The following is a 25,700-nucleotide window of genomic DNA, read 5'->3' as shown; positions in this document are numbered from 1 at the left end:
ACCTCATTTTTTAATCTCTGTATGTTGGTTTGTTTGGACCTTATGTAAAGGATGATCTGGATCTTTTTCGATTTTAGAAATCATAACATTTCTTAAGATAACCGTAATTAACCAAAAGAGAAAGACAGCTAATAAAATCCATGACATTGTGCTGTTGTTTTGGAAGTCTAAAAAGAATAGTACAACGACAACAAAGAGTATGCCATTTAGAGTATCAAGAAAGGTCCAACGTTTTAATTTTTTGTTCATATAATGTATCCTCCAATTCAATATGCATTATAACACAGACTATAAGCATATTTGATTAATTTACCGATAAGTGATAAATTATATAAAGTCAATGAAAGGTGTGATGATATGCTAACAAAAATCACCAACATAGATGCATTTCAAAACTTATTAAATAATAAAAATGAATTTTACTTTTTAAAACACAGTAATACATGTCCAATCTCAGCTTCTGCTTTTGAAGAATTTCAGAAGTTTCATTATGAAAGAGATATGGATGGTTATTATTTAATCGTCCAAGATCACAGAGAGTTATCAAATTATATAGCTGATACTTTTGATGTTAAACATGAATCACCACAGGCATTTTACTTTGTTGATGGTAAAGTGAAGTGGCACGATTCTCACAATAACATTACCTTACCAACTTTAGTTAGTGTAGAAGACTAAAAATGAGCCCTTTAAAAAAGGGCTCATTTTTTTATCCTATAGGAGCGAACATAACACGGTTTTGACCGAGCTTCTTGGCCTCAAACAGTGCACTCTCAGCATTTTTAACTAAGTCTCTCTTAGTGCCATTAGCTGTCTCTTTGTAGCCGACTCCAATGGACACAGTGACATCTACTGTATCAATTTCATTGATATGGAATTTTGAGTACTCAACACTATTTCTAATCGCCTCTGCAAGTCTGACAGTCTTATCAAAGTTGAGGTTTGAGATGACCATGGCAAACTCTTCACCACTATTTCTAAAAAGATAGCTACCTGTCGGTACATAATTTTGTAGTAGGGCAGCAAGCTGTTTGATAATTTTATCTCCAGAGTCATAACTGTGCTTATCGTTATACTGCTTAAAGCTATCAATATCGATTAATAGTAAACTTAAGCTTTCCTCGTTTTCAAAGAAATCATCCACTGTAATATCCATAGATTTTACATTTCCAAGTTGGGTCAAATGATCGATATATTCATCATCATCAATACGCTTATTGAGCTGGTAAATTTGATTGACATCATCGTACATCAAATGTGCGGTAAATGTAACGGCGGATGTAACCAGCAGTAGTATTACTCCACTTATAAATGATATATTATAGAAGAGTTGATTGACGACAATCATGTATAAACTTGTAAAAACGATGTTGATCAATACGAGCTTTAAAGATGTCACCTTTCTGACAAAAGGAATTGCCATTAAGAACACAAAGTAAAGAATAAGAAAGACAATGAATGGTGCAATTGCCATTTCAAAAATAAAATGATAGAAGAAAAACACTAAACCAGCTGACAGAATACTGTAGCTGAATGGATTATAAGCACCAAGTAATATAAGCGGTACAAAATAAAGTGCAAAATCCCTGTCACCAGTTGAAAAAGGCACCAACATGCTCAGTACAGCTAAAGTTGTCATAAGTAAAGATTGAAACAAAGGTGTTTCAACAATCTTTTTCTCTTCAAAAAATTGAATTCTGTAAAAGAGGTATATACCGCTAATAATAAGAGCGATATTTAACAGAAAGTCTATGAACATGTTAGGCCTCCTTTTGAGATATCTTACATTTATTATACTACTTTCTGATGCTTCAAAGAAGTTAATTAAGACTTTCTCCATGGACAATATAATTATATATTAAATATGGTATATTTAAGTGGATAAAAAAATTAGGTGAAATTATGCATACATTCTTGCTTTTATGTATATCGTTCGCGATATCTTTAATATTAGTGCCAATCTTTATTCGATTGGCTAAAAAGTTTGGTTTTGTCGATTATCCAAACTATAGAAAAGTCCATACAGTACCAATGCCATATCTTGGTGGAGTCGCGATCTTAGTAAGTTTCACTATTGTGACACTTTTTAGTCAACCTGCAGAAATGGAGTATAAGCCTATCATTATTGGTGCGGCTATACTTTGTTTTGTAGGTTTGGTTGATGATAAATATGATTTAAAGCCAATGGTTAAATTTATTGGTCAACTCGTCGCCATAGGTGTACCTATTTATTACGGTATTATCATTGATACGATTACGCCGTTTGGTATAGAAATTAACTTTGGTGTTTTATCAGTTTTAGTGACAGTCATTTGGATGGCTGCCATTATCAACGCTATTAATTTGATTGACGGACTGGATGGGCTCGCAACAGGAGTCGTCATCATTGCCCTTGCAAGTATAGCGGTTATCACTATCTTTCAGTCAAATATCTTTGTCATGATGATCTGTATTATCTTGATCGGTTCGCTATTAGGGTTTTTACCTTATAACTTTCACCCGGCTAAGATTTTCTTAGGTGACAATGGTTCGATGATGCTGGGTTATATTGTTGGTGTCCTGTCGATTATTGGTTTTAAGAACATTACATTTATCTCCTTGTTCTTTCCAATTATCATCTTAGGTGTACCATTTATTGATATGTTCTTTGCGGTCATACGACGCTTCAGAGAAGGTGTTTCTGTTATGCGGGCAGACAAGAATCACTTACATCACAGAATTAGACACCTAGGTTTTTCTCATAGAGAGAGTGTGGTCTTAATTTATTTCATCGCACTTTTATTTGCCATCGGTGGTGTGGTGATGTATTTAGCGACAGTCCCTGGGGCAATCATTATCGGAGCCATGCTCTTATTAACAACCAATCTCGTTGTTGAAGCTACAAACTTAATCGGTTCAAATAAGAGGCCACTACTCAATTTCTTTAAAAAAATATTCGATAGAATTCCATAACTAAATCACTTCTTCACTTATGACGATATCACTTTCTTGATAATCGAAGTTGTTGCTGGTGATTTCTTTTAAGGTGCTGATAATGTCATCAGCATCTTCTTTTTTTGCGTGTAGGACATAGGTCACCTTATCTGTGTAATCTTGACTGACTAAAGTAGCCTTAGTACTTTTAAGAAAATGTTCGAATTTACTAGTGTAGGTATAGTCTATTGTAATAGTCAGGGGTAGCATTGGAACTTCTACAACCTTCCCTGCCTCATCAACTGCACTCGCTGCACCGGATGCATAAGCACGAATTAAACCACCACTACCGAGCTTGATACCACCAAAATAACGGGTGACAACAACAGTGACATTGTATAGTTCTTCCTTCTTTAAAACTTCTAAGATTGGAACGCCAGCAGTACCTTGTGGCTCACCATCATCATCTGCTTTTTGTATAATGCCATTTTGTCCGATTATATAAGCACTACAATTATGAGTGGCTGATTTATGTTCTTTTTTAATCTCCTGGATAAAAGCCTTAGCTTCATCTTCAGTAGTTGTCCTTTTAATATGAGAGATGAAACGAGACTTCTTGATGATTTCTTCTGTATTTATATCTTTATAATTCATAAATTTTTGTTCCATATAAAAACACCTCTTAAAATAGTTTATCACAGCGTGAAACTATAGTAGAATAGTAACGAGATGAATTGGAGGAGACGCATATGAAGGTGGCTATCGTGGTAGATTCGACAAGCTATTTACCTGCCAATGTATTAAAAAAGTATAATATTTTTACCATACCTTTAAATGTAATAATTGATGGGGATATATATAAAGAAGATGAAATTGAAAATAGTTGGTACTATCAACAAATGACTCAAGCGGATGAGCTGCCAACAACGAGTCAACCGTCCATTGGGGATTATATTGTGCTTTTAGAATCACTCCATGGTGAAGGATATACAGATGTGATTAGCTTCCATTTGTCCCAACATATAAGCGGCACTTATGCGAGTGCTATAGCAGCGGGTCAGAGTGTTGAAGGAATTAATCTCCATGCTGTAGATTCAGGAATTTCTTGTGCACCATTAGGGTTTTTAGCGCTTTATGCCGCACAGAATTTAGAAGAAAAATCATTGGAAGACATCATTACTGATGTTGAAGCCATGAAAGAAAAGAATCATACAAATGCTTACTTCTTAGTAGATGATTTAACTAACCTTCAAAAAGGCGGTCGCCTATCAAATGCTCAAGCGATTATTGGTGGCTTATTAAAAATCAAACCAGTCTTAGAATTTATAGATGGTAAGATTGTCGCAATAGAAAAAATAAGAACCCAGAAAAAAGCACTTGCAAAAGTGAAAGAAAAAATTGATTTAGAGTTTCAAAAACATCAGGGTGAAAAGATCACCGCTTGTGTCGTACACGGTAACGACCTTGAATACGGACAAAGAGTGCTTGAAGAGATGAGAGAAACTTATCCAGATGTAAACTTTGTCTTACAAGAGTTTGGTCCAGTTATTGGTACACACTTAGGTCAAAGTTCGCTGGCAATCGGCTATACAAATTACGAAATTGATGTGTCAGACTTTTAATTAAATAAATTTAACCGCAGCTTATTTAAGTTGCGGTTTTTTTATGGAGGAAAAGATGATAATTACACATGATGGACCAAAAGTAATCTTTGAAGTGGGCGTTGTAGACCATACTTGTTTACGTTGTGGTAACAAAGATAAAAGTCTGTTTTATGAATACGCATCTACATTCGATAATAAAAAGATATGTTACTGCATGTCCTGCATTATCATGGGCAGATCAGACTCTAGTAATCCAATTAGAGGCATAAATAGTGAAAGGGAAAAGATGATGTTGAACTATCACTTAGACTTTGACTTAAATGACATCCAAGAAAATGCGAGTGACAAAATTGTGGATGCAATTGATCACAAACATCATCTGCTTTTATACGCGGTCACTGGTGCAGGTAAGACGGAAATCACCTTTAAAGGAATACAATATGCTAGACAAAAAGGGCTCAATGTTGCTTTTGTCTCACCAAGAATTGATGTCGTCAAAGAAGTTTACTTACGTCTTAGAGATGCTTTTAAAGATGCTCAAATAGATCTCTTATACAGTGGAGTAAAAAATGTTTATTCTCATATGTTTACTGTGTGTACAGTCCATCAGTTGATGAATTATATAGAGCATTATGATTTTATCATCATCGATGAAGTCGATGCTTTTCCACTACCAGATGAGCCTTTATTAATGAGTGTAATTCTTAGGGCAGCAAGTAAAAATGCATCTATTATTTTAATGACCGCGACTCCAACAAGAGACATGATTGAATTAGTAGGTAAAGAAAACATTGTCACGATTTCAAGAAGGTATCACGGTCATGATTTAACAATTCCTAAAAATATCTATCAAGATATAGAAAAGTATATCAAGAAAAAAAGAGCACCTCATAAACTAATTAGCCTTTTAGATGGCATCACGGCTAGAGATAGAAAGGCACTTGTCTTTGTGCCAGAAATTAAAATGCTTGAACCTTTGAAGTCGATCTTACAAAAGAGATATAGCCGGCTTGAGTCTGTGTATTCAGGCGATCCTGAGAGAATGGAAAAAGTGCAACTCATGCGTGATAACCAGGTGGATATTTTATTAACTACAACTATCTTAGAACGTGGTGTCACCTTTTTAAATCTCGATGTCATTGTCCTCAGTGCTGAACGTTTTGATTTTGCACAGTTGATTCAAATATGTGGACGAGTAGGGCGAAAAATTGGTGATCCAATCGGGAATATTTGGTTTTTATCGTCTGAGAAGACTTATGGTATTAAAGAGACAATTAGACGAATCAAAGCCTTTAATAAAGGACAGGCTAAATTATGAGATGTTTATACTGTCATATGAAAATGGATGAGGAATTAAACATTATGACCTTGTTTAAAGCTCGTCACCCTTTATGTGATTCATGTAAAAAAGCACTCTTAGAAAAATTTGAAGGTCCAAGATGTCAGAGATGTCATCAAGTGACGAAAAAGACCATAGCAGTATGTGGAGATTGTCAGACGCTGATAGAAGTGTATCCAGCTGTTGATAAAATTTATACTTTCACAGATTACAATGATGCAGTAAAAATGTTGATGCATCGCTATAAATTTTTAAAGGACTACGCAATGGTAGAAATTATTGGCTTCATTTGTGATGTGAATTTGTCTTCTTATGATTATGTAGTGCCTATACCAATTTCAAAAGAAAGGATGAGAGAAAGGACCTATAATCAAGCTCTAGAAATGATCGTTAAACTAAAAGCTAAGCCTGCTATCTTCCTAGAGACTAAGGCCAAAGAGAGACAATCTGAACAGGGACGGCAAAGCCGGATGGCTAGAAAAAATCCATTTTATTTAAGTGAAGATGTTAGAGAAAAGGATTTTACGGGTAAGAGTATAATCATAATTGATGACATCTATACAACAGGAGTAACTGTACATCAAGCAGCAGATGTTCTTAAAGTCTTAAATTTTCAGAATATTGATGTGTTAACGTTTTCAAAAGCTTAACAATTTTGATATACTGAAAGTAAGAACTACAGGTAACATATTAAGGAGGACTCATTATGATTAGAGTTGAAATTAGAGGCGAAAACATTGAGGTAACTGATGCAATCCGCGAACATGTGGAAGAAAAAGTTGCAAAATTAGAACGTTACTTCAACGATGTACCAAACACACATGCACATGTAAACATCAAGGTTCGTAATAATAAGAGAGGTAAGATCGAAATTACGATTCCTATGAAAGGTTTAACATTGCGGGCAGAGGAAGTACACGATGATCTCTATGCAGCGATTGACTTAGTTATAGACAAACTAGAGAGACAGATTCGCAAACATAAAACTAAAATCAACCGTAAGTTCAGAGAGAAAAATCCTGATGCTGATTTCTTCAATGTAAGTGCCTTTGAGAATGGCAAAGAAGAAAATGACACAGACAATGATGACGATATTACTATCTTCCGTTCTAAGGAATTCACTTTAAAACCGATGGATTCAGAAGAGGCTGTCCTACAAATGAACATGCTTGGTCATGACTTCTTCGTTTTCAACGATAGAGAAACGGATGGCACAAGTATTGTGTATCGTAGAAAAGACGGTAAATATGGTTTAATAGAAACAAATTAATAGAGTATTTCTTTATAACCCCTATGAACTCACCTTCATAGGGGTGTTTTTGTGTAACATATTTTATTTTTCTATATAATGGTGGTAAAATGTAATGTTGTATTCTAGGTATTTTTATGAGGGAGAGAGAATCCATGGGTGTTTTAAATAAATTGTTTGATGGCAACAAGAGAGAGCTCAAAACACTGAGAAAAGAAGCTCAGAAGGTGTTGGCACTTGCACCTGAAATGGAACAATTAAGCGACGAAGATATAAAAAATAAAACTGAAACTTTTAAAGAGCAGCTAAAAGAAGCTAATGGCGATATAAAAGAAGAAGAAAAAATATTAGATTCGATTCTTGCTGAGGCGTTTGCTTTAGTTAGAGAAGCATCAAAACGTGCACTAGGTATGGAACCATTTGAAGTGCAAGTCATGGGTGGGATTGCCCTACACAAAGGTGACATTGCTGAGATGAAAACCGGGGAAGGTAAAACCTTAACTGCTACTATGCCTGTTTATTTAAATGCATTAGCAGGGCGAGGTGTTCAAGTAATTACCGTCAACGAATATCTATCAGAAAGTCAGATGGAAGAAATGGAAGTGCTCTATAACTTCTTAGGTTTAACAGTAGGACTAAACTTAAATCAGAAAAATAGTACTGAAAAACGCCAGGCTTATGCTGCAGATATTACTTATACGACTAACAATGAACTTGGTTTTGATTATTTAAGAGATAATATGGTGACTTATAAGGAAGATAGGGTTCTACGTGGTCTTAACTTTGCGGTTATTGATGAGGTAGACTCAATCCTTATTGATGAAGCGCGTACACCGTTAATTATTTCTGGTAAGGCAAATGATAGAGAAACATATTATGTCCAAGCGAATCAATTTGTAAAAATGTTAAAAGAAGACACAGACTACACTTATGATATTAAAACACGTAATATTCAGCTGAATGACGAAGGTATGGAAAAGGCTGAGAAGTGGTTTAAAATTGAAAACCTCTACGATGTTAAACACGTAAATTTACTGCACCATATTAACCAGGCTCTAAAAGCTAATTTTTCAATGGAAAAAGATGTGGACTATGTAGTAGAAGATAATAGCATTCTCATTGTCGATCAATTTACTGGACGTACTATGAAAGGACGTCGTTTTTCTGATGGCCTTCACCAAGCGATTGAAGCCAAGGAAGGCGTAGATATTCAAAATGAATCTCGTACGATGGCATCGATTACTTTCCAAAACTTCTTCCGTCTCTTTAATAAACTATCCGGTATGACGGGTACAGCGAAAACTGAAGAAGAAGAGTTTATGAATATTTACAATATGCGTGTGACTCAAATACCTACCAATAAACCAGTCCAACGTATTGATAATACTGACAAGATTTACGCTACTGAAAAAATTAAACTTGAAGCGGTCACTAGAGACGTTATTGAACGTCATAGAAAAGGACAACCGATTCTAATTGGTACAGTGGCAGTCGAAACTTCTGAAGTGATATCAAATCTCTTGAAAAAACATGGTATTCGTCACAACGTCCTAAATGCTAAAAACCACGGTCGTGAAGCAGAAATCATTAAGGACGCAGGGAAAAAAGGCGCTGTAACTATCGCGACGAACATGGCAGGACGTGGGACAGATATTAAACTTGGTGAAGGTGTTAAAGATCTTGGTGGACTCGCTGTAATCGGTACAGAACGACATGAATCACGTCGTATTGATGACCAGTTACGCGGACGTTCAGGTCGTCAAGGTGACGTCGGTGAGTCGACTTTTTATCTATCACTTGAAGATAACTTAATGCGCCGTTTTGGTTCAGAACGAATTCAAGGCATTATGGAACGCATGGGTATGAGCGAAGAAGAACTGACAAGTAAGATGATCTCAAGAGGCGTAGAATCTTCTCAAAAACGTGTAGAAGGTAATAACTTCGACTCACGTAAGAAACTTCTAGAATATGATGAAGTTTTACGTAAGCAACGTGAAATCATCTACGGTGAACGTGATGAAATTATCGATCAAAAAGATGTTAGAGAACTCTTAAATGATATGATTGAACGTTCTGTTGACCGAACAGTTGAATTTTATGATATCGATAACGAAGAAGAAATTGACTACGAACAATATGCGAAATATCTTATGGATAGCTATTTACCAGAAGATGCAATAAGTGCTGATGATTTAAGAGGTAAGGAAGCCGATGAAATTAAATCGCTAATCTTAGAAAAAATTAAAGTTCAGTTAGAAGAAAAAGAAGAAGTATTAGGTTCAGAAAAAATGCGTCTCTTTGAACGTATGATGATGCTAAAAACTATGGACCAAAAATGGATTGAACATATCGATAGCATGGACCAGCTTAGAACAGGTATTCATCTGCGTTCTTACGGTCAGATTAATCCACTGCGTGAATACCAAAATGAAGGTATTCAAATGTTTGAAAACCTCTTGAGAAATATAGAAGATGATACTGCTAAATTTGTCTTGAAAACTGTTGTGCGCTCAGACGAAGAGATGAAACGTGAACAGGTCGTTGATAAAAAACAAATGCAAGCAGGCGACGGTAAAGCTAAAGTTAAAAAACAACCTGTTAAACGCCAAGTTAAAGTGGGGAGAAACGACCCTTGTCCATGTGGTTCAGGGAAAAAATATAAGAACTGCCACGGACAATAAAAAGGAGATATTATATGGAATTAAGTGAAGTAAAGAATTTTTTAGAAGCATCTAGAGATAAGTTGAATGACTTTAGGGGGTCTCTTTGACTTAGAAGAAAAAGAGACTCAAATTCAAGAAAATGAAGAACAAATGTTAGATCCGACATTTTGGGATGATAGTCAAAAAGCTAATGATTTAATTGCTTCGAACAATCACTTAAAAAAAATTGTCGATGGTTTTAAGGACATAGAAAACTCTCTAGATGATATTGAAACTTCTTATGAATTATTAAAAGAAGAATACGATGAAGAGCTTGAAAGTATGTTAGTAGAAGCACAAGCTGATACTGAAACGAAAATCGAGGAATACGAATTAAACTTATTACTGTCTGAAGAACATGATCCATTAGATGCAATTTTAGAACTGCACTCTGGGGCCGGCGGAACAGAGTCCCAAGACTGGGCTGAAATGCTTTTAAGAATGTATCAAAGATATTGTGAATCAGAAGGTTTTAAAGTTGAAACGGTCGACTACCAAGCAGGAGATGAAGCTGGTGTGAAGAGTGTCACTTTATCTATTAAAGGACCGAATGCCTATGGCCTCTTAAAAGCTGAAAAAGGTGTACATCGTTTAGTAAGAATTTCGCCTTTTGACTCTTCAGGACGTCGACATACTTCGTTTGCATCTTGTGAAGTGACACCCCAATTTAAAAACACGGATGATTCTGTAGAAATCAATACAGATGAAATTAAAATAGATACCTATCGGTCAAGTGGGGCAGGTGGTCAGCACGTAAACACAACTGACTCTGCTGTCAGAATTACTCACTTACCAACAGGCATCGTAGTAACTTGTCAGAATGAACGTTCACAAATTAAAAACCGTGAACAGGCAATGAATATGTTAAAAGCTAAGCTCTATCAAAGAAAATTAGAAGAGCAGAGAGCTGAAATTGATAACATCAAAGGAGAACAAAAAGAAATTGGCTGGGGAAGTCAAATTCGCAGTTATGTTTTCCATCCTTATTCAATGGTTAAAGATCATCGTACAAATTACGAAACAGGTAATACAGATAAAGTGATGGATGGTGGACTGTCTCCATTTATTCATGCATATTTAAGAATGACGATGTAGATTATGTAGAGGAGAGTTATGCAATGAAAAAGTTACTGTTGTTACTCGGTTTAACTTTTGTAATGATATTAACAGGATGTGGAGGAAACGAGGAAGCAGCAGATACTGGTGAAGAAACAGCTTCTACTGAAGATGGAGAAGCTGTTTATCAAGCAGCATCATGTTTCAGTTGTCACGGTAATGATTTAGAAGGTGCATCAGGTCCGAGTCTTCAAGATGTTGGTTCAAGGTTATCCGAAGATGAGATCAGAACAACTATTGAAGAAGGTAGCGGTATGATGCCAGCAGGTTTAGTTGAAGATCAAGATGATTTAGATGCACTTGTTGAATGGTTATCTTCAAAAGAATAAAAGTATTTTAAAATAAGTAAAGATATCTTAGACTTCTTAGAAAAAAGTGAGCATAAACACTCACTCAATTTCTACAAGAGGACTAAGGTATCTTTTTGCTTTTAGTAGGATGTTTTAGGCAGATAAAAGAACTTTTAAATAAATAATTTAACTCGAATAAATGTTGATTATGTAAAGAGAATCTCAAAAGATTTCCGACAAATTTCTTTTATATTACAAGTATATTACAAAGACCTTTATAACTATTCCTTATGATATAGTAGATTCCGTGATGATAAATAGGGAATTAGCCCCTTCGAAAATTGACCAACAAGTGAAAACAAAGAAATATATTAGAATTAATAGGAGGAAACACACTTTATGAAAAAGACTGTAGTATCTGTAGCAACATTGACAGCACTTACGGGTGTAGCGGCAACAGCGGTATCAGCGGACGAATATAAGGTTAGTAGCGGAGACACACTGTGGGGAATTGCTAACGAAGTTGGAACATCAGTTACACAACTTAAAGAAGAAAACAAACTTAACAATGACCTTATCCATCCAGGAGATGTGTTGACAGTAAATGCTGAAGAAGTTGAAGCACCAGCTCCTGTTAATGAAAAAGATACATATACTGTAAAATCAGGTGACACACTTTCACAAATTGGTGAAGAATTCTCACTTGATTATAAAGAAATCATGAAACTTAATAATCTAAACTCTGATTTAATATTTGTTGGTCAAGTATTAATTATTTCTAATGATGCACCTCAAGAAGAGGTAGCAGTGGCTACTGAAGAAGTAACAGTTGACGAAGTCGCTGAACAAGAAACTTCAGATCAAACAACAGAAGAAGTTGTGACTGAAGAAGTAACAGTAGAAGAATCTACAGAAGAAGTTGCAGCATCAGAAGAAGCAGCTGAACAAGCAGAAGCTGATCGTGTCGCAGCAGAAGAACAAGCTCAAGAAGTTGCAGCAGCACAAAAAGCAGCTGAAGAAGCAGAAGCTGAGCGTGTAGCAGCGGAAGAACAAGCTAAAGAAGCTGCAGCAGCACAAGAAGCAGCTGAACAAGCTGAAGCAGAACGTGTAGCGGCTGAAGAAAAAGCTCAAGAAGAAGCGGCAGCACAAGCTGCAGCTGAAGAAGCTGAAGCAGAACGTGTAGCGGCTGAAGAAAAAGCTCAAGAAGAAGCGGCAGCACAAGAAGCAGCTGAAGAAGCAGATGCAGAACGTGTAGCGGCTGAAGAAAAAGCTCAAGAAGAAGCGGCAGCACAAGAAGCAGCTGAAGAAGCAGAGGCAGAACGTATAGCGGCAGAAGAAAAAGCTCAAGAAGAAGCGGCAGCACAAGCTGCAGCTGAAGAAGCAGAGGCAGAACGTGTAGCGGCTGAAGAGAAAGCTCAAGAAGAAGCGGCAGCACAAGCTGCAGCTGAAGAAGCAGAGGCAGAACGTGTAGCGGCTGAAGAGAAAGCTCAAGAAGAAGCAGCAGCACAAGCTGCAGCTGAAGAAGCAGAAGAAGCTGCAGTAGCAGAAGCTGAAGCAGCTGAAAGAGCTGCTGAACAAGCGGCTGCATCACAGCCATCAGCATCTACTCCAAGTCAAAGTGTTTCTAATGGTAAGAACTGGTACGATTGGGGTACTTGTGCATGGTATGTATTTGAACGCCGTTCAGATATGGGCTTATCAACTGGTAACGGTTGGGGAGATGCTTCAAATTGGGCATCTGCAGCTCAATCAAGTGGTTACTCAGTAGGTAATACACCTGAAGTTGGTGCTGTAATGCATGCACCTGCTTATACTAATGGTTCATACGGTCAAGGTCACGTTGCTGTTGTTGAACGTGTCAATGGTGACGGTTCAATCTTAGTTTCAGAAATGCAATTTGGCGGCGGTGTTGGAGATAAAAACACTAGAACACTTAGCGCTTCACAAGCATCTAGCCATAACTTTATCTACTAATATTTCTTGATATATGATCGCACTTTACTTATGTAAAGTGCGATTTTTATGTTTGATGGAACAGGAACTAAGTTATGATAGAATTTGATATCTATCATTGAAATTAGTGGTGTAGATGGTGATAAGTCGTTTAAAAACTCTGCACTTATCACCAAAAGAGATTCAAACGGTGATAAGTCGGCTTAAATTACTATACTTATCATCAAAAGAGATCCAAACAGTGATAAGTCATGTTCCTTTTAGGGACTTATCACCGAAAAGATGAGAATCCCTAGAATGCAATATAATTACCACTCACGTTGGTGTTAAAAAAAGAAATTCTATTAATCTGGATAAAAGTTGGTATAGATAGTTATAGCATCAACTTTCAAAGTTGACTTTTTTACTAATTTTATCTATTCACCGTCATATTTGAGGGAGATTTATAGACTTTTCAGCACTTTTTGTCTATAAGACCTCACTTTCGACACGACTTATAGACTTTTCAGCACTTTTTGTTTATAAGATCTCACTTTCGACACGACTTATAGACTTTTCAGCACTTTTTGTCTATAAGACCTCACTTTCGACATGACTTATAGACTTTTCAGCACTTTTTGTCTATAAGACCTCATTTTTGTCATGACTTATAGACTTTTCAGCACTTTTTGTCTATAAGACCTCATTTTTGTCATGACTTATAGACTTTTCAGCACTTTTTGTCTATAAGATCTCACTTTCGACATGACTTATAGACTTTTCAGCACATTTTGTTTATAAGATCTCACTCCAAACAACACCACAATGGAATTTTCAAAGATTTTTAATTAAGGAACCGAACCTAAGTCTATGCCCCAACACTATTTTTGTTTAGATTAGAATTCTTCTTTTGGGATATGTATGATATAAGGAGGAATATTTATGAAAATAATTTATAAGGATAGGGATTCAACTGTTTCTCAAACTTCGCTCCTCATAATGGCTATAGTTAATGTAGTTACTTTTAAAAAAATTGATAAAGTAGATAATTATGTTAAGGAACAGAAAAAGAAAATGACAGATGAGATGAAAAATAGAAAAGATGTCTTATAAATGATTGATGTTCATAGATTCTTAACTTTAGATATCAATACTATATGTTAAAATAGTAAAAATGATTGTGAGAGGAAAGCTTCGGTATGAAGTCGAGAAAAGTAATTATAGCTATTATTTTTGTGTGCTTTTTTATATTAATTGGTATAAGTATTGGAACTGTCCTAAATATATCTGACGAAGAACTCAGAGATCAAAGTTTAAAAACACTTCAAGACTCTGAAGGTCGTGATAACCATCATGCTGTAGGTCAATCACTCAGCAATTTATCAAGTGAAGTTGTTTTGAACAGTGATGAAAGTTTGGATGATATAATATCGAATAATGAAGTTACAGTGATTAATTTCTTTGCCTCTTGGTGTGATCCATGTAAACGAGAAACACCAGAGCTTATCGAATATGCAGAAAGTAATGCTGGAACTGACATACAGATCGTCGGCGTCAATATCGATGATAGTGATGAAAATCGAGATGAATTTTTAGACTCATATGAAGTTTCGTACCCAGTGTTTGAGTTTACAGATGAAAAAGCAATCACTGATGAGTACAAAATTAGTCTCATGCCAACGACATTCTTTGTTGATTCTAGTGGAGAAGTTGTCAGGGCATACATAGGTGAAATTAGTCCTGAACTAATCACTAACTATGTCAATTACGTAAAGGAGCGTTAATCTATGGGAGTACATCAGTATTTTAAAAGTTTAAGCGATCTTGAAAAGTTGATTAGATGTCCTGGAAAGTTTAAATACCAAGAGCATAATGTTGCGGCTCATTCATTTAAAGTAACTAAAATTGCTCAGTACTTAGGAACTGTTGAAGAACATAATGGCAATGAAGTGAATTGGCGTGCTTTGTATGAAAAAGCACTTAACCATGATTATCCAGAAATTTTCACCGGTGATATTAAAACGCCAGTTAAATATGCATCTTTAGAGTTAAATTCTCTTTTCTTGGAAGTGGAAGAAACTATGACTACCAAATTCATAGAAGCTGAGTTTCCACCTGAATACCAAGAGATCTATAAAGAGAGACTAAAGGAAGGTAAGGATAGTACTTTAGAAGGTCAGATTCTGTCTGTAGCAGATAAGATTGATTTACTATATGAATCATTTGGTGAAATTCAAAAACGTAATCCTGAACCACTATTCTTTGAAATATATGAGGAGTCATTAGCAACAATTAAACGCTTTGATCATCTGGTTTCAGTTCAAGACTTCTTAGACAATATCTTGACTGAAATGTTGAAAGAACGATTTATTCCAAAAGATGAGCTATTTGAAATTACTAATTCTATCTTAGATAGGGAGTAGTTTTATGGATTTATACTGGTATATGATGGCGATGGTTGTACCTGCTGCAACTGTTGTTGTCTTTACTCGACTGACTCGGAATAAATACGTCGCTGTCTTGTTGACTTTTATTTTATTCGGAGCATCGATTTACAGAGGATTTTACCCTAGCGATTGGGTAATTTACATAGATTCAGCTTCGATTTTTGTCGGTTATATTATAGTAGAGATTTTCCAATTAGACCAATTTGATAAAGATGAAGAAGAGTAGATGTGACCGAACAAATGTTTGTCATTTTTGCTCTTTTTTTGTTAGACTAGGATAGATAAATATGTGGAGGCGAAATAATGGCAACTTTTGATTTGGTTTCTAAATTCGAGCCTGCAGGAGATCAACCCCAGGCAATTGAAGAACTTGTAGAACAAATTAAGTCGGGGCAAAGACACCAAACATTATTAGGTGCAACTGGAACCGGTAAAACATATACTATGAGTCAAGTCATACAAAAAATAGGTAAGCCAACTTTGATTATCGCTCATAATAAAACTTTAGCAGGACAGTTATATAGTGAATTTAAAGAGTTTTTTCCAAATAATAGAGTAGAATACTTTGTATCATATTATGATTATTTCCAACCTGAGGCCTATGTACCAAGTACGGATACTTTTATTGAAAAAGATGCCTCTATTAATGATGAAATTGATAAACTGCGTCACTCCGCAACGAGTGCCTTATTTGAAGGTGACGATGTGATCATTATTTCTTCTGTATCTTGTATATACGGTTTAGGTAATCCAGAAGAATATAGAGACTTAGTAGTCAGTATTAGAACCGGCATGGAGTTGGATAGAAATCAGTTTTTACGAAAACTTGTGGATATTCAATACGCTAGAAATGATATTGATTTTAGACGTGGTACCTTTAGAGTGCGCGGGGATATTGTAGAAGTATTTCCTGCTTCAAGAGATGAGAAATGTATTAGAGTTGAATTTTTCGGTGATGAAATAGATAGAATTCGTGAAATTGACTATCTAACTGGCGAAGTGCTAACAGAACTTGAACACTTTGCGATTTTCCCGGCTTCCCACTTCGTTACCCGTGAAGAAAAGATGAGAGTCGCTATAGAAAGAATAGAAAAAGAACTCGAAGAACGTTTGAAAGAGCTGAGAGCTAACGACAAACTTCTAGAAGCTCAAAGACTAGAGCAAAGAACGAATTATGATTTAGAAATGATGAGAGAAATGGGCTTTTGTTCAGGTATTGAGAACTATTCCGTCCATACAACGCTTAGAGATCTTGGTTCAACACCTTACACATTACTTGATTATTTTAAAGATTATTTGATTATGATCGATGAATCTCATGTTACTGTGCCTCAAATTAGGGGAATGTACAATGGGGATAAAGCGAGAAAAGAAGTCTTAGTTGAACACGGTTTTCGCTTACCAAGTGCACTTGATAACCGTCCATTAAAATTCTCAGAGTTTGAAGAAAAAGCAGAACAGTTGCTCTATGTGTCCGCAACGCCTGGTCCTTATGAAATTGAACACACTAAGAAGATGGTTCAACAAATTATTAGACCAACTGGACTACTTGACCCAAGGATTGATGTTAGACCGTCAGAACATCAAATTGATGATTTACTTTCTGAAATTCACGATAGAGTTGAGAAGAATGAAAGAGTGCTCATTACAACTTTGACTAAAAAAATGTCAGAGGATTTAACCACTTATTTAAAAGAAGCTGGAGTTAAGGTGCAGTACTTGCACTCGGAAATTAAAACACTTGAACGTATTGAAATCATTAGAGAGCTGAGAATGGGAACCTATGACGTACTCGTTGGTATTAACCTTTTAAGAGAAGGTTTAGATATACCAGAAGTGTCTCTTGTCGCTATTCTAGATGCGGATAAGGAAGGTTTCTTAAGATCTCAACGCTCACTCATTCAAACGATTGGTCGTGCTGCGAGAAATAGTCATGGTCATGTCATCATGTACGCAGATAAGATTACTGATTCAATGCGCTATGCTCTAGATGAAACAGAACGCCGTCGTGAGAAGCAAATTGCCTTTAATGAGGAACACAATATTACGCCAACAACAATTAAAAAAGAAATTAGAGATACAATTAGTGCACATGTTGACATCAAAGAAGATGACGTTAAAGATAAGAAAACATCTGTCACTAAGAAAATGACTAAATCTGAGCGACAAAAACTACTGGATAAACTTGAAGAAGATATGAAAGAAGCGGCGAAAAAACTCGACTTTGAAACTGCTTCAGAGTTAAGAGATGCCATTTTTGAGATCCAAGCAGAAGGGTGAAAATAATGAAAAATCCATATATTTCTATAAAAGGCGCAAGAGAAAATAATTTAAAAGATGTCAATCTTGATATCCCTAGAGACCAGCTCGTAGTAATGACTGGTCTCTCAGGTTCTGGTAAATCATCACTAGCATTCGACACAATTTATGCAGAAGGACAAAGAAGATACGTTGAATCGCTATCCTCTTATGCCAGACAATTTTTAGGGCAAATGTCAAAACCAGATGTCGATACTATAGAAGGATTATCACCAGCTATATCAATTGATCAAAAAACAACGAGTAATAACCCACGTTCAACTGTAGCGACTATTACTGAGATTTATGACTATTTGAGACTGCTTTTTGCTAGAGCAGGTACGCCATATTGTCCGATTCATAATATAGAAATCTCATCTCAAACCATCGAAGAGATGACCGATGTTGTCATGCAGTTAGAAGAGAGAACAAGAATACAAATTTTTGCGCCATTGACACGTGGTAAAAAAGGTCAGCACAAAGAACTTTTATCTAATTTAGCTAAGGAAGGCTACGCTCGTGTTGTTATAGATGGCACAATGTATGATATTGAAGAAGTTCCTGATCTAGAAAAAAATAAAAAGCATGATATTGATGTGGTGATTGACCGACTAGCAGTTCGAGAAGGCATTGAAAGTCGTCTGAGTGATTCTTTACAAGTTGCCTTAGGAAAATCAGATGGCAATGTTACAGTCAACGTCATTGATGGAGAGGATCTCCACTTCTCTGAGAATTTTTCTTGTCCAGAATGCGGTTTTACAATTTCTGAATTAGAACCTAGATTATTTTCTTTTAATGCACCTTATGGTGCTTGCCCAACTTGTGATGGCTTAGGAATGAAGATGTCTGTTGATGAGTCCCTAGTGGTACCGGATACTTCACTAACGCTAAATGAAGGGGCTATAGCAACTTGGCAACCCATTTCTTCTACTTACTATATGCAACTCTTGAGTCAAGCTTGTGAGCATTTTGGCATCGATATGGACACACCTTTTAAAGATTTGCCTAAAAAGGAAAAATCACTTATTTTTAATGGTTCACCAGAAATGATTACCTTTAAATTTAAACAAGATAATGGTGTAGTCAGAGAAAGAGAAATGGCCTTTGAAGGTGTGTTAACAAATATAGAGAGAAGATATAATGAAAGTCCTTCTGAATTTACTCGTAATGTGATGAGTCAATATATGAGAGAAATTGAGTGTAAAACTTGTCATGGTTATCGTTTAAACGATGAAGCTTTAGCTGTTAAGGTTGACGGAGAACACATTGGCCAAACTACTGAAAAATCTGTTAAAGATGCCTTGGATTTCTTTAATAGCATTTCATTGTCTCGTCAAAATGAAGAGATTGCTAAACCTATCCTTAAGGAGGTAAACAGCCGTCTAACCTTCTTGAGAAATGTTGGTTTAGACTACTTAACCTTGAGCAGGAAGAGTGGAACTTTATCTGGTGGTGAAGCACAGCGCATCAGACTGGCAACACAAATCGGTTCACAGCTTAGTGGCGTTCTATATATTTTGGATGAACCATCTATAGGCCTTCATCAAAGAGATAATGATCGTTTAATTTCTACATTAAAAGAAATGACTGAACTTGGTAATACTCTAATTGTCGTTGAACATGATGAAGACACCATGCTCGCGAGTGATTATTTAATCGATATTGGACCCGGTGCCGGAGAGCATGGCGGTAAAGTCGTCGCAGAGGGTACACCTAAAGAAGTGATGGCTAATGATGATTCCTTAACAGGTCAATACCTTAGTGGTAAACGCTCAATACCTCTACCAGAAACTTATCGAAAACCTGATAAAAAACGCGTCTTTAAAATAAAAGGTGCACGTGAAAACAACTTGAAAAACATAAATGTTAATATTCCGCTTGGTGTATTAAATGTAGTTACTGGTGTTTCCGGTTCTGGTAAATCAACATTGATTAATGAAATTTTATACAAGAGCCTTCATCAACAATTGTATAAAACAAAAGAATTACCAGGTAAGCATGACAGTGTAGAAGGAATTGAATATATCGATAAAATTATCGATATCGATCAGTCTCCAATCGGCCGAACACCGAGATCTAACCCTGCGACATATACTGGAGTGTTTGATGATATTAGAGATGTCTTTAGTCAAACGAATGAAGCAAAAGTCCGTGGTTATTCAAAAGGACGCTTTAGTTTTAACGTTAAAGGTGGCCGCTGTGAAGCATGTAAAGGTGATGGTATTTTAAGAATTGAAATGCACTTTTTACCGGATGTCTTCGTGCCATGTGAAGTTTGTCATGGTAAGCGTTATAATCGTGAAACACTAGAAGTTAAATATAAAGATAAGAGCATAGCAGATATATTACAAATGACAGTTGAAGAAGGCTATTATTTCTTTGAGAACCTACCTAAAATTAAACGTAAAATCAAAACCTTACTAGATGTCGGCTTAGGTTATATCAAATTAGGTCAACCAGCAACCACATTATCTGGCGGTGAAGCACAAAGAGTTAAACTTGCAAGTGAATTACATCGACGTTCTAACGGTAAAACCTTATATATAATGGATGAACCTACTACAGGACTTCATTCAGAAGATATTAAAAATTTACTAGAGGTTATTCAGCGCTTGGTAGATCAAAATGATACTGTAGTGATTATCGAACACAACTTAGATGTAATCAAAGTAGCCGACCATATCATAGATCTTGGCCCTGAAGGTGGCGAAGGTGGCGGAAACATCCTTGTAAGTGGTACAGTAGAAGATGTAATAGATAAAGAAGATAGCTATACTGGACAACACCTTAAGAAATGGTTAGATAGAAACCACTAGGAGGGAAAAAAGTGGAAAGTAAAGAGAGAATATTAAAGATGTTAGAAGAAGGTAAAATCACTTCTTCTGAAGCAATTGAACTGATGTCTCAGTTAAATGAAAAAGGCTCAAATGATCAAGAACAAAGAGATAGTCGTGGTAAAGAAAATAGTGAAGATACAGATAAAAGTATACTAAATGACTACTTTGATCAATTCATGGATGAATTTAATAAGTATGTTAACAAAGACAAGGTCTCAAGTACTTACTCAAATGTTAAAGACAAGTTTGGTAGCCAAAGACAAGGAAAGCAAATTTTCGATGGACTCGAAAAAGCATTCGACTCAGTCGGTTCCTCTTTCGATACATTTTTTTCACAAGGTCCTAAAAATCGTCTCATCGAAACCATAGATCAGGACTTTTCTAGTATCTCCTTAGATATTGCTAATGGTAATATCGAATTAAAAGCTGCTGAAAAAGCAGATGTTGTTAAATTTGAAGTGACACCTTTTTATAGAAAATTAGATACGAAAAAAAATTACTTCCAAGATATTATCTGTGACGTAAAAAATGATGAACTCGTTATTGTTTCTGATGTTAAGACTGCACGTGTCAACGTAGTAGTAGAAGTAACACAAGAAACTTTAAAACGCATTATTTTATCCGCATCTAATGGGAGTGTGTCTATTGAAAACAAAAAATTTAATGATGCAACAATTGATATATTAAATGGTGATATAACACTCTCTAATGTTGAAGCTAAAAATGCATTTTTACGTACTTCTAGAGGTAATGTGAAAGTGTCCCAAGGGAATTACGAAAATATTGAGATTATCTCTATGCTTGGAACCATTATGACCGATGATATCGACGCCAAATCGATTGATATCTCTTCTAATGGCTCTGTAAATATTGCTCTTAAGGAAGACACAGAAGAAGCTACAATTAATTCTAATATGGGTAGCATCAATATTAGCATTCCTCAAGGAAGAGCACTGGAAGGGCGTTTATCAACGGTACTTGGCCAAATTAATTACCCACCAGGTGTAGATGCTAGATTTATGAAACACCAAGACATAGGCTTTAAAGAGCTTATGTTAGTCAATGACAGTGAGGATCCAGCAGTGTTTTTAGAAATATCAACTAAAGTGGGCAGTGTCACCTTACACCGAAGCTAGAAATAATATATAACTGGGCTGGCATTTGCCAGCCCCTTTTTTGCTATAATTAAAATAAAAAGCTTACGCTACATAGGGGGGATTTAGGATGCTGTTAGTCAAAGATTTAGTTGAACATTTTGAGTTGAAAATTTGGGGAGGAAATGGCGGTTTGGAAAATGAAATTCCAAGCTTTGATTTGTCTCGACCTGGACTTGAAGTGGCCGGCTACTTTTCACACTACTCATCAGAGCGGGTACAGATACTTGGAATGACAGAAATTTCATTTTTCGAAAGAGTTTTATCAGATGATGAAAGAGAAGATCGCTCAAAAAGACTCTGTCGTAAAGAAACACCTTGTATTATCGTTACTCGCAGTTTACAACCACCACTTGAATTAATTGAAGCCTGTAACCAGACAGATACAGTCCTACTTACCACTGAAGATAATACGACTAATTTCACTAGTCGAATTACAACATATTTAGAAAAAGAACTTGCTCCAGAGACAAACATGCATGGTGTCTTGGTGGATGTCTATGGAATCGGGGTTCTCATCACAGGAGAATCAGGAATCGGTAAAAGTGAGACAGCACTTGAACTGATTAAAAGTGGCCATCGCTTAGTCGCAGATGATAACGTAGAAATTAAAGAAGTAAATAAAAATGTCTTAATGGGATCAGCGCCAGAGCTCATCCAACATCTCCTGGAAATAAGAGGGTTAGGTATCATTAATGTCATGACACTCTTCGGTGCAGGTTGTATACTGAACGAAAAACGAATTATGCTGAATGTTCATCTAGAAAATTGGGAAGATAAAAATACTTATGACCGTTTAGGACTAGAAGATATGAAGATAAAAATTCTTAACTCTGAAGTCACTAAAAAAGTCGTGCCAATTCGTCCAGGAAGAAGTTTAGCTGCTATTATTGAAGTTGCAGCAATGAATCACCGTTTAAATCAAATGGGCCACAATGCTGCAGTAGAGTTTAATGAAAGACTTAAGGAAAAGATTAATCATAACGGAGGCAAGTCATGATGATTTTTAATGCCGCTATTGATCCGGTGGCTATATCGCTAGGACCATTATCTATACATTGGTATGGGATAATTATTTTGGTCGGTATGTTAATCGGTTACTATCTAGCAAATAAAGAAACAATTAAAAGAGGATTACCAGACGATTTATTTATGGATCTGATGATGTATATTATTATCTTTTCCTTAATAGGTGCGAGATTATATTATGTCTTATTTAACTTAGATTATTACTTAGCTAATCCTATAGATATCTTCAAGGTTTATGAAGGTGGTATGGCTATCCATGGTGGTCTCATTGGTGGTTTCTTAACAGGTATTATCTACACTAAGAAGAAAAACTATAGCTTTTTCCAAATTGCAGATATCGCAGCACCAAGTATTCTTTTAGGACAAGCAATTGGACGGTGGGGGAATTTTATCAACCAAGAAGCACATGGTGGTGAAGTTTCAAGAACATTTTTAGAGAATCTTATGATTCCTGAATTTATTATTAATCATATGAATATTGACGGTGTCTACTATCACCCTACATTTTTATATGAGTCCGTCTGGAGTATCATCGGAGTCATCATTCTCTTCATCATTAGACCAAAACTAAAATTAGGTAACACCATTTTAGTTTACCTGATATACTATTCTATCGGTCGTTTCGTTATAGAAGGTATGAGAACGGACAGCTTGATGATCGGGGACTATATTAGAACGGCTCAATTGATTTCAATTACAATTATCATTCTTGCACTAGCGATTATGATATATAGAAACTATAAATACGATTTACCGAGATACGGTCAAGTCTATGGAAACTTTAAAGAAAAGAGTCAAGGAATTAAGAATATCCATAAATCAACCGTTGTGAATAAGAAGAAAAAAAGGAAGAAATAATATGAGACGATTAAAACAGCGGAGTGGCTTTACGATTAATCCGCTTTGGCACTTATATAAGACGGTATCTTTCATCAAGGTTGTCAAAAACTTTATTGTGATTGAAACTGGGCGCTACATGCCATCGACAAAAATGAAGCATGCCTATTATAAAAAGTTTTTAAAGATGGAGCTCGGTCAACATGTATCTTTTGCTTATAAGGCTATGCCGGATCTCATGTTTCCAGAGTTGATTAAGATTGGTGATAATACAGTTATCGGTTATAATGCTACAATCTTAACCCATGAATATTTAACAGATGAGTATAGGGTCGGTGCTGTAGAAATTGGTAGTCACACTATGATTGGTGCTAATGTCACAATTTTACCTGGAGTAAAAATTGGACATCATGTCTTAGTTGGTGCCGGAACGGTTGTCTCAAAAGATGTACCAGATAATATGCTTGTCTATGGCAATCCGATGACGATAAGGGAGAGAAAAAAATGAATAAGAACAACAATGTAATCTCTCTTGATCAAAACGGAGAGAATTACTACAGACAAGGTATAAAAAAGCGACAACAGAATAATAAAAAAGAGGCGATGCAACTCTTAAAAAAAGCATACGATAAAAATCCATCGAACCCTGATTATCTATCAGAGTATGTGTATGTGATGACAGAAAACGGTCTAGGTAATGAAGCGGAGCATATGATTATCAATGAATATGTCAAAGACGACTATGACGTATCATACTTTCATATTTTGAGTGAAATCAATATCTTACGTCATGACGCCAACAAAGCTTTTCTTTATGGTGTATCCTATGCAAGTCAAACGGGCGATGAGGACTACCGGGATCAATTAGAGGATATGTTTGATGTAGAAATTGAAGACGAGGATGAGCTTAAGAAAGAAGCAGAGCGAATCATTGGTCAGCAAATATTTCAACACTTGTTCATGAATGCGAGAGTCGATGAGTCGTTGGATTATCTCAACACACTCTCCTACGACATTCAAATAGAGAGTGAATTTAGAAATTTAAAGGCTATGGCTTACCTCTTTTTAAACAAGTTTGATGAAGCGAGAGCGCTATTAGAAGAATTGCTAGAAGATGACCAGACTGATATGCATGCACTGAGTCATATGACACTCCTTCACTATCATACAAATGACGATGCAAAATATGAATCTTACTTAAAAAAACTGGAAGTAGTAGAACCTTTGGATGATGATTCGAGATTTAAGGTTGGACTTGTTTTAAATTTCTTACAAAAATATGAGCAGTCATACAAGTTACTGCTGCCATTGTATAAGAAAAAACGTCTGATGAACTTCCAATTATTACATGCCCTCAGTTTTGCAAGCTTTCATATAGACAAAGTAGAAGAATCTAAAATTTACTGGAATCAAATGCAGAATTTCCATCCTATAGATGAAGAATTTAGTCCATGGAAAAAAGATGAAGCAAGAGATAGAATTCTATCGCTTGAGTCACAGTACTTAAATGATGACGATCAACATAAGAGATTATTAGGACTATATCTAATTTCTAAAGTTAGACCAAAAGATGCAATTATTGGCCTTTCCATCTGGGACCGCATAGAGGAGATGGACGATTATGAAAAGTTATATGTCACTTACCTTTTCCAAGGTTTAAAATTGGCACGTCTTGGTCGTATGCACTTGGGCTTAGAACTCTTAAGTGACAAAGGTTATGGTGATAGTGATACGCTCTTGATGTGGATTGATGTTTTCCATGATTTATATCAAGTACACAAAGAATTTGATGATGTTGAGAGCTTTGTTGCAGCTGCCCTTTATCTGCACCCACAAGGACGAAAATTAACTAAAAAACATTTAGTTGAGACCTTTAATGTGACGACTTACCGCTTAAATAAGGCAATCGATAAGCTCAAGCAAATTTAATGAATTAAATAAGCAAACACTCTA

General features: G+C 35.9%; 24 protein-coding genes. 21 read left to right on the top strand and 3 right to left on the bottom strand.

Features of this window, described 5'->3' with window-relative positions; genetic code table 11:
• Positions 1-3: 3 nt before the first annotated feature.
• Positions 4-249: a hypothetical protein gene (locus JEOSCH030_RS09535; RefSeq protein WP_185126403.1), complete on the bottom strand. Its 246-nt coding sequence runs from the start codon at positions 247-249 to the stop codon at positions 4-6.
• Between the two features lie 108 nt (positions 250-357).
• Here JEOSCH030_RS09535 and ytxJ point away from each other — a divergent pair, with 108 nt between their 5' ends.
• Entirely contained in the window at positions 358-678 is a 321-nt protein-coding gene (gene ytxJ / locus JEOSCH030_RS09530; RefSeq protein WP_185126402.1) for a bacillithiol system redox-active protein YtxJ, read from the top strand.
• Positions 679-709: 31 nt separating this feature from the next.
• On the opposite strand, the gene JEOSCH030_RS09525 is transcribed toward ytxJ, so the two are convergent.
• Complete coding sequence (locus tag JEOSCH030_RS09525; RefSeq protein ID WP_185126401.1) at positions 710-1,759, bottom strand: GGDEF domain-containing protein; 1,050 nt, start codon at positions 1,757-1,759, stop codon at positions 710-712.
• Between the two features lie 143 nt (positions 1,760-1,902).
• On the opposite strand from JEOSCH030_RS09525, the gene JEOSCH030_RS09520 reads away from it, so the two are divergent.
• Entirely contained in the window at positions 1,903-2,952 is a 1,050-nt protein-coding gene (locus JEOSCH030_RS09520) for a glycosyltransferase family 4 protein (RefSeq protein ID WP_185126400.1), read from the top strand.
• Here the strand turns inward: JEOSCH030_RS09520 and JEOSCH030_RS09515 are convergent, their stop codons facing one another.
• Positions 2,953-3,582: a YigZ family protein gene (locus JEOSCH030_RS09515; protein WP_185126399.1), complete on the bottom strand. Its 630-nt coding sequence runs from the start codon at positions 3,580-3,582 to the stop codon at positions 2,953-2,955. It abuts the gene before it with no gap.
• Positions 3,583-3,662: 80 nt separating this feature from the next.
• On the opposite strand from JEOSCH030_RS09515, the gene JEOSCH030_RS09510 reads away from it, so the two are divergent.
• From JEOSCH030_RS09510 to JEOSCH030_RS09420, 19 genes are all read left to right on the top strand, one after another.
• Positions 3,663-4,535, top strand: a complete 873-nt coding sequence (locus JEOSCH030_RS09510; protein WP_185126398.1) for a DegV family protein — start codon at positions 3,663-3,665, stop codon at positions 4,533-4,535.
• Between the two features lie 55 nt (positions 4,536-4,590).
• The gene (locus tag JEOSCH030_RS09505) at positions 4,591-5,835 is read left to right on the top strand and encodes a DEAD/DEAH box helicase family protein (protein WP_185126397.1); all 1,245 of its coding nucleotides are present in this window, start codon (positions 4,591-4,593) and stop codon (positions 5,833-5,835) included.
• Positions 5,836-5,852: 17 nt separating this feature from the next.
• Positions 5,853-6,506 carry a ComF family protein gene (locus JEOSCH030_RS09500; RefSeq protein WP_185126396.1) on the top strand — a complete coding sequence of 218 codons (654 nt, stop codon included), beginning with the start codon at positions 5,853-5,855 and terminating at the stop codon, positions 6,504-6,506.
• 56 nt (positions 6,507-6,562) lie between these two features.
• A complete protein-coding gene (gene hpf / locus JEOSCH030_RS09495) occupies positions 6,563-7,126 on the top strand; it encodes a ribosome hibernation-promoting factor, HPF/YfiA family (protein WP_235962270.1) in 564 nt (187 codons plus the stop codon).
• Between the two features lie 134 nt (positions 7,127-7,260).
• Positions 7,261-9,786 carry a preprotein translocase subunit SecA gene (gene secA / locus JEOSCH030_RS09490; protein WP_185126395.1) on the top strand — a complete coding sequence of 842 codons (2,526 nt, stop codon included), beginning with the start codon at positions 7,261-7,263 and terminating at the stop codon, positions 9,784-9,786.
• A gap of 14 nt (positions 9,787-9,800) precedes the next feature.
• Positions 9,801-10,902, top strand: a protein-coding gene (gene prfB, locus JEOSCH030_RS09485; protein WP_185126394.1) for a peptide chain release factor 2 whose coding sequence is annotated in 2 segments (ribosomal slippage) — positions 9,801-9,863 and positions 9,865-10,902 — 1,101 coding nt in all. Because the reading frame shifts where the segments join, the coding sequence is not laid out codon by codon here.
• A 23-nt stretch (positions 10,903-10,925) separates the two neighbouring features.
• On the top strand, positions 10,926-11,252 hold the full coding sequence (locus tag JEOSCH030_RS09480) for a c-type cytochrome (RefSeq protein ID WP_185126393.1): 327 nt from the start codon (positions 10,926-10,928) through the stop codon (positions 11,250-11,252).
• 360 nt (positions 11,253-11,612) lie between these two features.
• Positions 11,613-13,187, top strand: coding sequence for a LysM peptidoglycan-binding domain-containing protein (locus JEOSCH030_RS09475; RefSeq protein ID WP_185126392.1), 1,575 nt, complete (start codon positions 11,613-11,615; stop codon positions 13,185-13,187).
• Between the two features lie 900 nt (positions 13,188-14,087).
• Positions 14,088-14,258, top strand: a complete 171-nt coding sequence (locus tag JEOSCH030_RS09470; protein ID WP_185126391.1) for a hypothetical protein — start codon at positions 14,088-14,090, stop codon at positions 14,256-14,258.
• A 122-nt stretch (positions 14,259-14,380) separates the two neighbouring features.
• A complete protein-coding gene (locus tag JEOSCH030_RS09465) occupies positions 14,381-14,929 on the top strand; it encodes a TlpA family protein disulfide reductase (RefSeq protein ID WP_235962269.1) in 549 nt (182 codons plus the stop codon).
• Between the two features lie 3 nt (positions 14,930-14,932).
• On the top strand, positions 14,933-15,568 hold the full coding sequence (locus tag JEOSCH030_RS09460) for a YfbR-like 5'-deoxynucleotidase (RefSeq protein WP_185126389.1): 636 nt from the start codon (positions 14,933-14,935) through the stop codon (positions 15,566-15,568).
• 4 nt (positions 15,569-15,572) lie between these two features.
• Positions 15,573-15,818, top strand: a complete 246-nt coding sequence (locus tag JEOSCH030_RS09455; protein WP_185126388.1) for a CsbA family protein — start codon at positions 15,573-15,575, stop codon at positions 15,816-15,818.
• A 77-nt stretch (positions 15,819-15,895) separates the two neighbouring features.
• On the top strand, positions 15,896-17,872 hold the full coding sequence (gene uvrB / locus JEOSCH030_RS09450; RefSeq protein ID WP_185126387.1) for an excinuclease ABC subunit UvrB: 1,977 nt from the start codon (positions 15,896-15,898) through the stop codon (positions 17,870-17,872).
• 5 nt (positions 17,873-17,877) lie between these two features.
• Entirely contained in the window at positions 17,878-20,706 is a 2,829-nt protein-coding gene (gene uvrA / locus JEOSCH030_RS09445) for an excinuclease ABC subunit UvrA (protein ID WP_185126386.1), read from the top strand.
• A gap of 11 nt (positions 20,707-20,717) precedes the next feature.
• Entirely contained in the window at positions 20,718-21,863 is a 1,146-nt protein-coding gene (locus JEOSCH030_RS09440) for a DUF4097 family beta strand repeat-containing protein (protein ID WP_185126385.1), read from the top strand.
• A gap of 88 nt (positions 21,864-21,951) precedes the next feature.
• Complete coding sequence (gene hprK, locus JEOSCH030_RS09435) at positions 21,952-22,881, top strand: HPr(Ser) kinase/phosphatase (protein WP_185126384.1); 930 nt, start codon at positions 21,952-21,954, stop codon at positions 22,879-22,881.
• Positions 22,881-23,768 (top strand): prolipoprotein diacylglyceryl transferase, encoded by an 888-nt coding sequence (lgt, locus tag JEOSCH030_RS09430; protein ID WP_185126564.1) that lies wholly within the window; start codon positions 22,881-22,883, stop codon positions 23,766-23,768. Before hprK ends, lgt begins: the two co-directional genes overlap by 1 nt.
• Before the next feature lies 1 nt (position 23,769).
• Complete coding sequence (locus tag JEOSCH030_RS09425; protein ID WP_185126383.1) at positions 23,770-24,255, top strand: acyltransferase; 486 nt, start codon at positions 23,770-23,772, stop codon at positions 24,253-24,255.
• Entirely contained in the window at positions 24,252-25,676 is a 1,425-nt protein-coding gene (locus JEOSCH030_RS09420; protein ID WP_185126382.1) for a tetratricopeptide repeat protein, read from the top strand. Before JEOSCH030_RS09425 ends, JEOSCH030_RS09420 begins: the two co-directional genes overlap by 4 nt.
• Positions 25,677-25,700: the final 24 nt, after the last annotated feature.

Source organism: Jeotgalicoccus meleagridis, from assembly GCF_903994045.1.
Taxonomy (GTDB): domain Bacteria; phylum Bacillota; class Bacilli; order Staphylococcales; family Salinicoccaceae; genus Jeotgalicoccus; species Jeotgalicoccus meleagridis.
The sequence above is the reverse complement of the archived record's forward strand: the minus strand, read 5'-3'. Positions and strand labels throughout refer to the sequence as shown.